Origin of the sequence: Ensifer sp. Root423 (assembly GCF_001426275.1) — a bacterium.
Lineage (GTDB): Bacteria > Pseudomonadota > Alphaproteobacteria > Rhizobiales > Rhizobiaceae > Ensifer > Ensifer adhaerens.
Window position 1 is genome coordinate 251,525 of the sequence record NZ_LMEG01000034.1, and the last position, 14,029, is coordinate 265,553.

The following is a 14,029-nucleotide window of genomic DNA, read 5'->3' on the forward strand; positions in this document are numbered from 1 at the left end:
CGTCTGGCGGCCCCTCAAATCGGTTCGCCTCAGACGTAGCGGAAGACGCCGACGGCATAGACCAGGGAGAGCGCGAGCGCCCACCACAGGTTCTGCCCGCCGACGAAGCCGAGCCATGCGAGGTGAATGAAGGCGCTGCCGAGCAGTGACACGAAGAGGCGATCGCCCCGTGTCGTCTCGAAGCGCAGGATGCCGACGCGCGGGTTGCCGCCGGGCGAGGCATATTCCCAGACCGCCATCATCGACAGCAGTGCGAAGATCGTCAGGAAGAACATGGCCGACGGAAACGACCAGGCCATCCAGCCACCGGGGATGAGCGGCGCGAACCAGTCGCGCGCGCCGTCCTTGATGGGCAGCATGCTGAAGAGCAGCCCGGCAACGGCGGCGTAGACGACGAGAACGGCGGCAAACGGCAGTTGCCAGCGGGCGTTGCGAACGGGTTGAGCGGTCATCATACCCTCCCCAGGGCAAAGCCCTTGGCGATGTAGTTGCGAACGAAATAGATCACGAGTGCGCCCGGAATGATGGTGAGCACGCCGGCGGCCGCCAGCACGCCCCAGTCGAGACCGGAGGCGGAGACCGTGCGGGTCATGGTGGCGGCGATCGGCTTGGCGTCCGTGGTCGTCAGCGTGCGGGCAAGCAGCAGTTCGACCCAGGAGAACATGAAGCAGAAGAACGCAGCGACACCGATGCCCGAGGCGATCAGCGGCATGAAGATCTTCACGAAGAAGCGCGGGAACGAGTAACCGTCGATATAGGCGGTCTCGTCGATCTCCTTCGGCACGCCCGACATGAAGCCTTCCAGGATCCAGACCGCGAGCGGCACGTTGAACAGGCAGTGCGCAAGGGCAACCGCGATGTGCGTGTCGATCAGGCCGAAGGCCGAATAGAGCTGGAAGAAGGGCAGCGCGAAGACGGCCGGCGGCGCCATGCGGTTGGTCAAGAGCCAGAAGAACAGGTGCTTGTCGCCGAGGAAGCGGTAGCGCGAGAAGGCGTAGGCCGCCGGCAGCGCTGCCGTCACCGAGATCACCGTGTTCATGACGACGTAGATGATCGAGTTGATGTAGCCGTTGTACCAGGAGGGGTCGGTGAAGATCACCTGGTAGTTCCGGAGCGTCGGATTGACCGGCCAGAGCGAGAAGGTGCTCAGGATCTCGCTCGTTTCCTTGAAGCTCATGTTGACGAGCCAATAGATCGGCAGGAGCAGGAAGACGATGTAGACCGTCGGCACCAGCCAGGAGAGGCGTTCGGTAAGTGGTTGTTTTTGCATTTTGTTTCTCCTCCCGCCTTTGTCAGCCCTGCGCGTCGCTCGTGGTCATCACGGTGTAGAAGATCCACGAGAGCAGCAGGATGATGAGGAAGTAGATGATCGATAGCGCTGCCGCCGGACCGAGGTCGAACTGGCCGATGGCCGTCTTGACGAGGTCGATGGACAGGAAGGTTGTCGAGTTGCCGGGACCGCCGCCGGTGACGACGAAGGGCTCGGTGTAGATCATGAAGCTATCCATGAACCGCAGCAGGAAGGCGATCAAAAGCACGCGCTTCATCTTCGGCAGCTGGATGTAGCGGAACACCGACCAGCGCGAGGCGCCGTCGATCTTGGCCGCCTGGTAATAGGCGTCGGGGATCGAGACGAGACCGGCATAGCAGAGCAGGACGACGAGGCTCGTCCAGTGCCAGACGTCCATGACGATCAGCGTGACCCAGGCGGCAACGGGGTTCTGCACGTAATTGTAGTTGATACCGATCGCTTCGAGCGTACGGCCGAGCAGGCCGATGTCGACGCGGCCGAAGACCTGCCAGATGGTGCCGACGACGTTCCACGGGATCAAGAGCGGCAGCGCCATCAGGACGAGGCAGACCGGTACGCCAAGACCCTTCTTCGGCATGTTGAGCGCGATGATGATGCCGAGCGGGATTTCGATCGCCAGAATGATCGCCGAGAAGATCAGGTTGCGGCTGAGCGCGTCCCAGAAGCGGTCCGACGTCAGCACCTGCACGTACCAGTCGGTGCCGGCCCAGAAAAACTGGTTGTTGCCGAAGGTGTCCTGGACCGAATAGTTGACGACGGTCATCAGCGGGATGACGGCCGAGAAGGCGACGAGCACGAGGACCGGCAGCACCATGAACCAGGCCTTGTTGTTCCAGGTTTTCTCCATGGTCAGGCCTCCTCGCCGACGCGCCAGGAATCGGCGTAGATGTTGATGGCTTTCGGATCGAAGGTGACGCGCGGCTCGGCGGGGATCTCGCCGTCCTCATCGACGATGATCGAGATCGGCTGGTCGGCAAAACGGGCGCGCACGATCTTGTGGCGGCCGATATCCTCGACCTTGGTGATCGCGACCGGCATGCCTTCGCGACCGAGCGAGACGAATTCCGGGCGGATGCCGAGCTCGGTCTTGGCGCCGGCCTTGACCTTGGGTTGGAAGGTGAGGCCCAACTGCTCGCCGCCGATCGTCGCGGTGCCGCCGTCGAGCTTGACCGGCAGCACGTTCATGCCCGGCGAGCCGATGAAGTAGCCGACAAAGGTGTGGCGCGGGCGCTCGAAGAGTTCCGCCGGCGTGCCGATCTGCACGATCTGGCCGTCATACATGACGACGACCTTGTCGGCGAAGGTCAGCGCCTCGGTCTGGTCGTGGGTGACGTAGACCATGGTGAAGCCGAACTGCTTGTGCAGGCGCTTGATCTGTGAGCGCAGCACCCACTTCATTTCCGGATCGATGACGGTCAGCGGTTCGTCGAAGAGGATCGCGCTGACGTCGTTGCGCACGAGGCCGCGGCCGAGCGAGATCTTCTGCTTCTGGTCGGCGGTGAGGCCCCGAGCCGTCTTCTTCGCCCAGCCGCCAAGGCCGATCATCTCGATCGTTTCCTTGACGCGGCGGTCGACCTCGGCCTCCGGCACATGCCGGTTGCGCAAGGGGAAGGCCAGATTATCGTAAACCGTCATCGTGTCGTAGATGACCGGGAACTGGAACACCTGGGCGATGTTGCGTTCCTGGGTCGACAGATGCGTCACGTCCTTGCCGTCGAAGAGGATCTCGCCTTCGGACGGGTTGATCAGGCCAGAGATAATGTTGAGCAGCGTGGTCTTGCCGCAGCCGGAGGGCCCGAGCAGCGCATAGGCGCCGCCGTCGTTCCACTCGTGGTGCACTTCCTTCAGCGCGTAGTCGTTTTCCGACTTCGGCTTGGCGCCATAGGCGTGGCGGATATGGTTGAGATTGATGCGTGCCATGTTTTCCTCCCAGCGCCTCCTTTAGGCCGTGCCGCCGATGGCGCGTCCGTCCGGCCCGAAGGCCATGAGATGGCGGGTATCGACGAAGACCTCGAGGGTTGCGTCGGGTTCGATGTCGTGAATGCCCGGCGCCAGCATCACCCAGCGCGCATTGGCAAAACCGACGTGAATGAAGCTTTCGGAGCCGGCAATTTCGGAGATCGCCGTCTTCACCGTCAGGGCATCGCCGCCACCCTGCGGGCGGTCAAACGACAGGTGATGCGGCTGGAACGCGACGGTGCAGGGACCGTTGCCGATGCCAGCCAGATGTGCCGGGACGGTGAGCACAGACTTGCCGTCGAGCGTGAAGGCCGAGCCCGCTTTGACCAGCTCGATGCAGTTCAGCGGCGGATCGGCGAAGGTGCGGGCGGTGATCAGGTCGACCGGGCGGCGATAGACGTCGATTGTCTTGTCGAACTGGGTGATGCGGCCCTGGCTGAGGGCTGCGGTGTTGCCGCCGAGCAGCAGCGCTTCCGAAGGCTCGGTCGTCGCATAGACGAAGATGGCGCCGGAGGCGGCGAAGATCTTCGGCAGTTCCTCGCGCAGTTCCTCGCGCAGCTTGTAGTCGAGGTTGGCGAGTGGCTCGTCGAGCAGCACCAGATCGGCGTTCTTGACGATGGCGCGGGCAAGTGCCGTGCGCTGCTGCTGGCCACCTGAGAGGTTCAAGGGCGTGCGGTCGAGATAAGGCGTCAGCTTCAGCAGATCGGCCGCCTTGCGCACCTCGCGGTCGATGGTGGCGGTGTCGGCGCCGCTGATGCGCATCGGTGAGGCGATGTTTTCGTAAACGGTCATCGCCGGATAGTTGATGAACTGCTGGTAGACCATGGCGACCGAACGCTTCTGCACCGGCAGGCCGGTGACGTCGGCGCCGTCGAAAAGGAGCGAACCGGAGGCGGGCTTGTCGAGACCGGCCATCAGCCGCATCAGCGACGTCTTGCCGGAAAGGGTCGGGCCGAGCAGAACGTTCAGCGACCCCCTCTCCAGCACCAGGTCGGTCGGGTAGATATGCGTCTCCCCGCCTACGACCTTGGATATCTTCTTCATTTCAAGCATTGAATTCTCCACCCAGCCTGTCGGCAGTCCGAGCGTTTTCCACCCCAGCGCGGAAACGCTCTATCTCATCGGTTTTCTGCATTTCCGGGCGCGCGCGCCCGTGTTGGAAATGCATTGAATGCGAGCGTTGTCAGGCGGCTGCGTTGGCCGCGCCTCGCATGTATTCCTCCAGCGCTGCCGCCTCGCCCGGCGTCAGCTTCAATCCCAATTTCGTGCGCCGCCACAGCACGTCCTCGGCGTGCCGCGCCCATTCCTGCGTCATCAGCCACTTGACCTCGGCCTCGTAGAGATCGGCGCCGAAATGGTGGCCGAGACCGGCCTCGTTCGACGCCGAACCCAGAAGTGCTGCGGCGCGCGTGCCATAGAGGCGCACGAGGCGACGCGCATGCTGGGGCGCAAGGAAGGGATATTGCTTTCGCAGTCTTGCGACTTCGTCGGCATAACCCTGGGCGGGAAAATCGCCGCCCGGAAGCCTGGAGCCGGCGGTCCATTTCGAACCCTTGACGCCGATCGCCTCGCCGATCTTTTCCAGCGCGGATTCGCCGAGGCGGCGATAGGTCGTGAGCTTGCCGCCGAAGACGTTGAGCAGTGGTGCCGCACCCTTGTCACCCTCGACCCGCAGCACGTAGTCGCGCGTCGCTTCCTGCGCCTTGCTGGCGCCGTCGTCGTAAAGCGGGCGAACGGCCGAATAGGTCCAGACGATGTCGTCCTTTTCCACCGGCTCAAGGAAATACTCGCTTGCTGCCCGGCAGAGATAGTCGACCTCCGCGTCGCTGATGCGCACCTCGCCCGGATTACCGGTGTAGTCGCGGTCGGTGGTACCGATCAGCGTGAAGTCTTCTTCGTAAGGGATGGCGAACATGATGCGGCCATCCGGGTTCTGGAAGAAATAGGCGCGCGGATCGTCGAACTTCTTCTTCACGACGATGTGGCTGCCCTGAACGAGGCGGACATTGTGCACGTCGTTCTTGCCGAGCGCGCCCGAGAGAACCGCGTCGACCCAGGGGCCGGCGGCATTGATGAGCATGCGGGCCTTGAGCGTCTTGCGTTCGCCGGTTGCCTGGTTCTCGGTTTCGATGGCCCAGAGCCCACCGTCGCGACGTGCAGCGACGACGCGGGTACGGGCCATGATGACGGCGCCGCGGTCGGCAGCGTCGCGGGCATTCAAGACCACGAGGCGGGCGTCGTTGACCCAGCCGTCGGAATATTCGAAGGCCTTGTTGAACAGGCGCTTCAGCGGTTTGCCGGCGGGATCGCGGTTCATGTCCAGCGTCGCCGTTGCCGGCAGCAGCTTGCGGCCGCCGATATGGTCATAAAGGAAGAGGCCGAGGCGGATGAGCCAGGCCGGGCGCAGGCCGCCCTTGTGATAGGGCAGCACGAAGCGCATCGGCCAGATGACGTGCGGCGCCATTGCCCACAGCACCTCGCGCTCCATCAGCGCTTCGCGCACGAGGCGGAATTCGTAATGTTCGAGGTAGCGCAGGCCGCCGTGAATGAGCTTGGTGGAGCCGGAGGACGTGCCGGAAGCGAAATCGTTCATTTCGGCCAAGGCGACCGAGTACCCACGGCCGACCGCGTCGCGCGCGATGCCGCATCCGTTGATGCCGCCGCCGATGACGAAGACGTCGTAGATTGCCTGCTCTGACACTGCTGTTTCCCCTCCACATTTCGCGATGCACAAATTGATGCATCAGCGAAAGTGAAATCAGTTAAAACGAAAACATATCGAATGTCAAACGAATGCTCCCCGAATCTTTAGGGGTGGCTAAATCTCCCGTGTCAGGCGTCGGTTTCGATCAGGCGAACGTCCTGTTCAACACAGATTTTCCTGACGTTTTCGAGCGTGCAGCGGTCGGTGATGAAGGTCTGGACCTGCGATATATGGCCGATGCGAACAGGCGCGGTTCTTTCGAATTTGGTCGAGTCGGAAACCAGAATGACATGGCGCGCATTGGCGATGATCGCCTGGGCGACTTTCACTTCGCGAAAATCGAAATCCAGCAGCGCGCCGTCATGGTCGATCGCCGAGGCGCCGATGACGGCGAAGTCGACCTTGAACTGCTTGATGAAATCGACGGCGGCCTCGCCGACGATGCCGCCGTCCGAGCCGCGCACGACGCCGCCGGTGATCACCACCTCGATCGAGGGGAAAACGCGTAAGCGATTGGCGACATTGATGTTGTTGGTGATGACCATCAATTCCTTGTGGTCGAGCAGGGCCTCGCCCACAGCTTCGGTGGTGGTGCCGATATTGATGAACAGCGACGCGTTGTCGGGGATGAGTTCGGCGGCGGCCTTGCCGATCGCCTGTTTCTCCGGTGCCGCGATCTGGCGGCGGGCGTCGTATTTGACGTTTTCCTTGCCGCTCGGGAAGATCGCGCCGCCATGAATGCGGTTCAGGATCTTGGCGTCGCAGAGGTCGTTCAGGTCCTTTCGGATGGTCTGCGGCGTGACAGAAAAGCGCTGCGCCAGCTCCTCGACCAGTACCCGGCCCTCGCTTTTTGCCAGTTCCAGGATCTCCTCCTGCCGACCGGTCAAATACATTCCATCCTCCCCATTTTCGTTTTGTTTCATAATATGCAAAAACGAAAGCCGCGCAATTTCAGAATCGGCGTTTGCGGCGAAATCGCTTTCGCAGCGGGTCCAGGGTGTCGGCGCGCGTTGCATTCGCTACGGCGATAGGCGACCCTGCCTTAGGAGTGAAGAGGGGAAAGACATGTTTCATCCGGCCTTGTTCAAGGGCATGACCGTCGTGATCACCGGTGCCGGGCGCGGCATCGGGCTCGAGGTTGCCCGGCAGTTCCTGGATTGTGGCGCGCATGTACTCGTCCATGCCGGCCGGTCGATCGGCGACCTGCCCGATTTTCTCGAATCTGCGGCGACGGAAGGCCGGGCCTATGTGGCGACGGCGGATTTTCTCGCGCCGGATGGTGTCGAGGGGCTGGCCGACGTGGTGCGCAGCCGCTTCGAGAGCATCGATATCCTCATCAACAATGCCGGCACGATGGTCGGCCGCTTCCCGGCGGCGGAGCTGTCCGACGAGCAGTACCAGACCGTCGTCCAGCTCAACCAGACCGCGGTCGTCGAGATGACGCGGGCGATGCTGCCGCTGTTGCGCAAGGGTACGCATCCGGCGATCGTCAACACCGTCTCGATCTCTGCGGTTACCGGCGGCAGCGCCGGATCGTCGATCTATTCGGCGACGAAGGCGTTCGTTTCCACCTATTCCAAGGCCTTGGCGCGGGAACTCGCGCCCGATGGCATCCGTGTCAACTGCGTTTCGCCGGGGACGATCACCACCGAATTCCACGAGCGCTACTCATCGCCGGAGAAGCTGGAGGCGACCCGCAAGACCATTCCGCTTGGTCGGCTCGGGACGGCGGAAGACTGCGCGCCCGCCTATCTCTTCCTCGCCTCGCACGCGCTGTCGGGTTACATCACCGGGCAGGTGCTGGAGGTGAATGGCGGGCAGCTGATCGTTTGAGCGGTAGATGAAGTCGGCTGCCCCTCATCCGCCTACCGGCACCTTCTCCTCGCTTGCGGGGAGAAGGAAGGCTGCGGCGCCCGCTCGCGTCCCCCACTCCATTCGGGGCCTGCATCATGAAGGGGCGACCTCGCGAAGCGCCACGTCCCGCGAGCGGGAGAGGGTTAGGGTGAGGGGCAGAGCCACAACAACTGAAGGCCGGACATGATCGACAAGCTGGAAATGTTCCTCGTTCTCGCCCGCGAAAGGCATTTTGGTCGCGCGGCGGAGGAGTGTGGGGTGACGCAACCGACGCTGTCGGCGGCCATCCGCCAGCTTGAGGATCAGCTCGGCGTCATGCTCGTCAGCCGCGGGTCGCGCTTTCAGGGCCTGACGCCCGAGGGCCAGCGCGTACTCGAATGGGCGCGGCGCATCGTCGGCGATACCCGCACCATGCGTGAGGAGATGCGGGCGGCGCGCAAGGGTCTTTCTGGCCATATCCGGCTGGCCGCGGTGCCGACGACACTTGCCATGGTGCCGATGATCACGGCGCCATTCCAGGAAAAGCACCCTGATGTCACCTTTTCCGTGCTCTCGACGACGTCGGTGCAGATCCTGGCGCTGCTCGAAAATCTCGAGATCGATGCGGGGCTCACCTATCTGGAGAACGAGCCGCTCGGCCGGGTGACGAGCGTTCCGCTCCAGGTCGAGCGCTATCACCTCGTCACCGCCGCCGGAACACCGCTTTCGGAGCGGGAAAGCGTGACGTGGAAAGAGGTTAGCGACGTTCGGCTTTGTCTATTGACGGCCGATATGCAGAACCGCCGCATCATCAACCAGCATTTTTCGGAGGCCGGTGCCGTCGCCAAACCGACGCTCGAATCGAACTCGATGATCGTGCTTTTTTCGCATGTGCGCACCGGCCGCTGGGCCAGCATCATGCCATTCAACGTCGCGAAATCATTCGGTTTTCACGAAGATATCCGGATGATCCCGATCGTCGATCCGGACGCTCGTCACACGGTCGGCCTGGTTGCGACGCATCGTGAGCCGTTTACGCCGCTGGTGTCGGCCTTGCTGCACGAAGCACGCATTCTCGGCGAGCGAAATCAGGCTCGATAGATTTTTTCTATCGATCGACGGAACAGCCTTATTGACCCATGCGGCCATAAGCGCGAAGCTTTTTGATCATGGCCGGAGACCGCCGAGGAACGGCCTTCGCCAGAAGTGAAATGTCGGCTGGGCCGGTCGTCCGTTTCGGGTGCTGCCGCCTCGCCCATGAGCCGGGAGGGCTCCCGTTGAACATCCATCAGCCGCGCGCCGATATCGCGGAAACCACGCTCGCCATCGTCGAGGAGCTGAAGAGGCTGGAAGGGCCCTTGCTGCCGATCCTGCACGAACTGCAGGAAGAGTTCGGCTATGTGCCGCAGGAATGTCTTCCGGTGATTGCCCGCGAACTCAACCTCTCGCGCGCCGAAGTCTATGGGGTGATGAGCTTCTACCATGATTTCCGCGATCACCCCGCGGGGCGCCACGTGCTGAAGCTCTGTCGCGCCGAAGCCTGTCAGTCGATGGGCGGCGACCAGCTGGCCGAGCGCGCGAAGCGGCTGCTCGGCATCGATTTTCACCAGACGACCCCGGATGGCGCGGTGACGCTGGAGCCGGTCTACTGTCTCGGGCTCTGTTCCTGCGCACCCTCCGCCATGCTGGACGGAGAGGTGCATGCCCGGGTCGATGCCGCCGATCTCGAAGCGCTCGTTCAGGAGGCGCGTCGATGACCGCAAAGATCTACATTCCGCGGGACGCCGCGGCCGTGGCGCTCGGCGCCGACAAGGTAGCCAAGGCCATGGCCGAGGCGATCGGCGCACGCGGCCTCGACGCCACGATCGTGCGCAACGGTTCGCGCGGCATGCATTGGCTGGAGCCGCTGATCGAGGTGGAAACGGCTGACGGCCGCGTTGCCTATGGCCCGGTCAAGGCACATGACGTTTCCTCACTGCTCGATGCCGCCCTGCTCGACGGCGGCGATCATGCCCTCTGTCTCGGGAAGACCGAGGAGATCCCCTTCCTGAAGCAGCAGACGCGGCTGACCTTTGCCCGCTGCGGTATCATCGATCCGCTTTCGCTCGACGATTACCAGGCCCATGGCGGGCTCGCCGGTCTGCGCAATGCCATTGCCATGGCGCCGCAGGACATTGTCGCGCAGGTGACCGAAAGCGGCCTTCGCGGCCGTGGCGGCGCAGGCTTTCCGACCGGCATCAAGTGGAAGACCGTTCTCGATGCGGCGGGTGATCGGAAGTACATCGTCTGCAACGCCGACGAGGGCGATAGCGGCACCTTTGCCGACCGGATGATCATGGAAGGCGATCCCTTCGTGCTGATCGAGGGCATGGCGATCGCCGGCATCGCGACCGGCGCGACCAAGGGCTTCATTTACACCCGCTCCGAATACCCGCATGCGATCGCGGCGATGGCTGAGGCGATCGAGATCGCCCGCAAGGCCGGCGTGCTCGGCACCTCGGTGCTCGGTTCCGGTCGGGCCTTCGATATGGAAGTGCGCGAGGGCGCAGGTGCCTATGTCTGCGGCGAGGAAACGGCGCTGCTCAATAGCCTCGAAGGCAAACGCGGCATCGTGCGGGCCAAGCCGCCGCTTCCCGCGCACAAGGGCCTCTTCGACTGTCCGACCGTGATCAACAACGTGATCTCGCTCGCCTCCGTCCCCATCATCATGGACAAGGGCGCCGCCTATTACCGCGACTTCGGCATGGGCCGGTCGCGCGGCACGATCCCGATCCAGATCGCCGGCAACGTCAAGCATGCCGGTCTCTACGAAACCGCCTTCGGCCTGGCGCTCGGCGAGATCATCGATCACATCGGCGGCGGCACGGCGAGTGGCCGGCCGGTCAAGGCCGTGCAGGTCGGCGGTCCGCTCGGCGCCTATTTTCCCCGTGCCCTGTTCGATACGCCGTTCGACTACGAAGCCTTTGCCGCGCGTGACGGTCTGATCGGCCATGCCGGCATCGTCGTCTTCGACGACACCGTCGACATGCTGCACCAGGCGCGCTTTGCGATGGAATTCTGCGCGGTAGAAAGCTGCGGCAAGTGCACGCCCTGCCGCATCGGTTCGACGCGCGGTGTCGAGGTGACCGACAGGATCGCCGCTGGCATCGAGCCGGAGAAGAACCGCGAACTGCTCGCCGATCTTTGCAACACGATGAAGTTCGGTTCGCTCTGCGCCCTTGGCGGCTTCACGCCCTATCCGGTCATGAGCGCCATGACCCATTTCCCGGATGATTTTCAGCCGGCACCGCGCGTTCAAGCGGCGGAGTGAGGAAAAGACCATGTCTCTCATTCATGAAATCGACTACGGCACTCCGGCCTCCAAGTCCGAAAAACTGGTGACGCTGACGATCGACGGACGCGAGGTCACCGTGCCCGAGGGCACTTCGATCATGCGCGCGGCGATGGATGCCGGCATAGAAGTGCCGAAGCTCTGCGCTTCCGACATGATGGATGCCTTCGGCTCCTGCCGGCTCTGTCTCGTCGAGATCAAGGGACGCGCCGGCATGCCGGCCTCCTGCACGACGCCGGTTGCAGCCGGTATCGAGGTCTCCACCCAGACGCCGCGGCTGAAGGACGTGCGCCGCGGGGTGATGGAGCTCTACATTTCCGACCACCCTCTCGACTGTCTGACCTGTGCTGCCAATGGCGATTGCGAGCTGCAGGACATGGCCGGCGCAGTCGGCCTGCGCGACGTGCGCTACGGCTATGAGGGCGAGAACCACGTCACGGCGCGCAACAATGGCGAGATCAACGCCAAGTGGATGCCGAAGGACGAGTCCAATCCCTATTTCACCTACGATCCGGCCAAATGCATCGTCTGCTCGCGCTGTGTGCGCGCCTGCGAGGAAGTGCAGGGCACCTTCGCGCTGACGATCGGCGGCCGCGGTTTCGACAGCCGCGTTTCGGCCGGGATGGCGGAAGACTTCATGTCGTCGGAATGCGTCTCCTGCGGCGCCTGCGTCCAGGCCTGCCCGACGGCGACGCTCATCGAAAAGTCGGTGATCGAGATCGGCCAGCCCGAACATTCCGAAGTGACGACCTGCGCCTATTGCGGCGTCGGCTGCTCGTTCAAGGCGGAAATGCGCGGCGAGGAACTGGTGCGTATGGTGCCGTGGAAGGATGGCCAGGCCAATCGCGGCCATTCCTGCGTCAAGGGCCGCTTCGCTTACGGCTATTCCAACCACAAGGACCGCATCCTCAACCCGATGATCCGCGAGAAGATCTCCGATCCCTGGCGCGAGGTCACCTGGGAGGAGGCTTACGCGCATGTGGCCTCCGAGTTCCGGCGGATCCAGTATCAGTACGGCCGCGATTCCGTCGGCGGCATCACCTCGTCGCGCTGCACCAATGAAGAGACCTATCTGGTGCAGAAGCTGGTGCGCGCCGGCTTCGGCAACAACAATGTCGATACCTGCGCCCGCGTCTGCCATTCGCCGACCGGCTACGGCCTCGGCCAGGCCTTCGGGACCTCGGCCGGTACGCAGAACTTCGACAGTGTCGAGTTCACCGACGTCGCCGTCATCATCGGCGCCAACCCGACCGACGGCCATCCGGTCTTCGGCTCGCGACTGAAGAAGCGGCTGCGCGAAGGCGCCAAGCTGATCGTCATCGATCCGCGCCGCACCGACATCGTGCGCTCGCCGCATGTGGAGGCCGCCTATCACCTGCCGCTCCAGCCCGGCACCAACGTCGCGATCTTGACGTCGATCGCCCATGTGATCGTCACCGAAGGCCTCGCCAACGAACAGTTCATCCGCGAGCGCTGCGACTGGTCGGAGTACGAGGATTGGGCCGCCTTCGTCGCCGAGCCCTACCATAGCCCGGAGGCGACCGAAGCCTATACCGGCGTGCCGGCCGATCTCGTGCGGGGCGCGGCCAGGCTCTATGCCACCGGCGGCAACGGCGCGATCTATTACGGTCTCGGCGTCACCGAGCACAGCCAGGGATCGACGACGGTCATGGCGATCGCCAACCTCGCCATGGTCACCGGCAATATCGGTCGGCCGGGCGTCGGCGTGAACCCGCTGCGCGGCCAGAACAACGTGCAGGGTTCCTGCGACATGGGTTCGTTCCCGCACGAGCTGCCGGGCTACCGTCACATCTCCGACGATGCCACCCGCGAGACCTTCGAGAAGCTCTGGGGCGTCGAGATCTCCAACGAGCCGGGTCTGCGCATCCCCAACATGCTCGATGCCGCGGTCGACGGCACCTTCAAGGCGCTCTACATCCAGGGCGAGGACATCCTGCAGTCCGACCCGGACACCAAGCATGTGGCAGCCGGCCTCGCCGCGATGGAATGCGTCGTCGTGCACGACCTGTTCCTGAACGAAACGGCCAACTACGCGCACGTCTTCCTGCCCGGTTCGACCTTCCTCGAAAAAGACGGCACCTTCACCAATGCCGAGCGCCGCATTAACCGCGTGCGCAAGGTGATGACGCCGAAGAACGGTTATGCCGACTGGGAGGTCACGCAGAAGCTCGCCCAGGCCATGGGCCTCAACTGGAACTACCGCCATCCGTCCGAGATCATGGACGAGATCGCCGCGACGACGCCGAGCTTCGCGCTGGTTTCCTACGATTATCTCGAAAAGATGGGCTCGGTGCAGTGGCCCTGCAACGAGGCGCATCCTGAGGGTTCGCCGATCATGCATATCGACGGTTTCGTGCGTGGCAAAGGCAAGTTCATCCGCACCGAATATGTGGCGACGGATGAACGCACCGGCCCGCGCTTCCCGCTGCTTTTGACGACCGGCCGCATCCTTAGCCAGTACAATGTCGGCGCCCAGACGCGACGCACCGACAACGTCGTCTGGCATGCGGAAGACCGGCTGGAGATCCACCCGCACGACGCCGAGCAGCGCGGCATCCGTGATGGCGACTGGATCCGGCTCGCAAGCCGCGCCGGCGAGACGACCCTGCGTTCGCTGATCACCGATCGCGTCGCGCCCGGCGTCGTCTACACCACCTTCCACCACCCGACGACGCAGGCAAACGTCATCACCACCGACTTCTCCGACTGGGCCACCAACTGCCCGGAATACAAGGTGACGGCGGTGCAAGTGATGCCGTCGAACGGCCCGTCGGACTGGCAGGTCGACTATGACGAGCAGGCCCGCCAGTCGCGCCGGATTTCCGGTAAGCTGGAGGCGGCGGAGTAATGCCTTTCGCTGCGACCGATC

Annotated in this window: 12 protein-coding genes; 5 read left to right on the plus strand and 7 right to left on the minus strand. The window is 63.5% G+C overall.

Annotated features, from left to right (window positions below; translation table 11 throughout):
• Nucleotides 1–29: 29 nt before the first annotated feature.
• The 7 genes from ASD01_RS24840 to ASD01_RS24870 form a co-directional block, all read right to left on the minus strand.
• Nucleotides 30–452, minus strand: coding sequence for a DUF2160 domain-containing protein (locus ASD01_RS24840; RefSeq protein WP_034802456.1), 423 nt, complete (start codon nucleotides 450–452; stop codon nucleotides 30–32).
• The gene (locus ASD01_RS24845; protein WP_034802454.1) at nucleotides 452–1,270 is read right to left on the minus strand and encodes a carbohydrate ABC transporter permease; all 819 of its coding nucleotides are present in this window, start codon (nucleotides 1,268–1,270) and stop codon (nucleotides 452–454) included. The genes ASD01_RS24840 and ASD01_RS24845 overlap by 1 nt, the downstream gene beginning before the upstream one ends.
• 22 nt (nucleotides 1,271–1,292) lie before the next feature.
• Complete coding sequence (locus ASD01_RS24850; RefSeq protein ID WP_034802451.1) at nucleotides 1,293–2,159, minus strand: carbohydrate ABC transporter permease; 867 nt, start codon at nucleotides 2,157–2,159, stop codon at nucleotides 1,293–1,295.
• A gap of 2 nt (nucleotides 2,160–2,161) precedes the next feature.
• Nucleotides 2,162–3,232: an ABC transporter ATP-binding protein gene (locus ASD01_RS24855; RefSeq protein ID WP_034802449.1), complete on the minus strand. Its 1,071-nt coding sequence runs from the start codon at nucleotides 3,230–3,232 to the stop codon at nucleotides 2,162–2,164.
• A 21-nt stretch (nucleotides 3,233–3,253) separates the two neighbouring features.
• Nucleotides 3,254–4,324: an ABC transporter ATP-binding protein gene (locus tag ASD01_RS24860; protein ID WP_034802446.1), complete on the minus strand. Its 1,071-nt coding sequence runs from the start codon at nucleotides 4,322–4,324 to the stop codon at nucleotides 3,254–3,256.
• Nucleotides 4,325–4,454: 130 nt separating this feature from the next.
• Nucleotides 4,455–5,972, minus strand: a complete 1,518-nt coding sequence (gene glpD / locus ASD01_RS24865) for a glycerol-3-phosphate dehydrogenase (RefSeq protein ID WP_034802443.1) — start codon at nucleotides 5,970–5,972, stop codon at nucleotides 4,455–4,457.
• Nucleotides 5,973–6,103: 131 nt separating this feature from the next.
• Nucleotides 6,104–6,868, minus strand: coding sequence for a DeoR/GlpR family DNA-binding transcription regulator (locus ASD01_RS24870; RefSeq protein ID WP_034802440.1), 765 nt, complete (start codon nucleotides 6,866–6,868; stop codon nucleotides 6,104–6,106).
• A 172-nt stretch (nucleotides 6,869–7,040) separates the two neighbouring features.
• Here ASD01_RS24870 and ASD01_RS24875 point away from each other — a divergent pair, with 172 nt between their 5' ends.
• The 5 genes from ASD01_RS24875 (at nucleotide 7,041) to fdhF (ending at nucleotide 14,008) form a co-directional block, all read left to right on the plus strand.
• Nucleotides 7,041–7,808 carry an SDR family NAD(P)-dependent oxidoreductase gene (locus tag ASD01_RS24875; protein ID WP_034802437.1) on the plus strand — a complete coding sequence of 256 codons (768 nt, stop codon included), beginning with the start codon at nucleotides 7,041–7,043 and terminating at the stop codon, nucleotides 7,806–7,808.
• Between the two features lie 204 nt (nucleotides 7,809–8,012).
• Nucleotides 8,013–8,909 (plus strand): LysR family transcriptional regulator, encoded by an 897-nt coding sequence (locus ASD01_RS24880; protein ID WP_034802435.1) that lies wholly within the window; start codon nucleotides 8,013–8,015, stop codon nucleotides 8,907–8,909.
• A 176-nt stretch (nucleotides 8,910–9,085) separates the two neighbouring features.
• A complete protein-coding gene (locus ASD01_RS24885; RefSeq protein WP_034802432.1) occupies nucleotides 9,086–9,565 on the plus strand; it encodes a formate dehydrogenase subunit gamma in 480 nt (159 codons plus the stop codon).
• A complete protein-coding gene (locus ASD01_RS24890; protein WP_034802429.1) occupies nucleotides 9,562–11,118 on the plus strand; it encodes a formate dehydrogenase beta subunit in 1,557 nt (518 codons plus the stop codon). The genes ASD01_RS24885 and ASD01_RS24890 overlap by 4 nt, the downstream gene beginning before the upstream one ends.
• A 10-nt stretch (nucleotides 11,119–11,128) precedes the next feature.
• A complete protein-coding gene (gene fdhF / locus ASD01_RS24895; RefSeq protein WP_034802427.1) occupies nucleotides 11,129–14,008 on the plus strand; it encodes a formate dehydrogenase subunit alpha in 2,880 nt (959 codons plus the stop codon).
• Nucleotides 14,009–14,029: the final 21 nt, after the last annotated feature.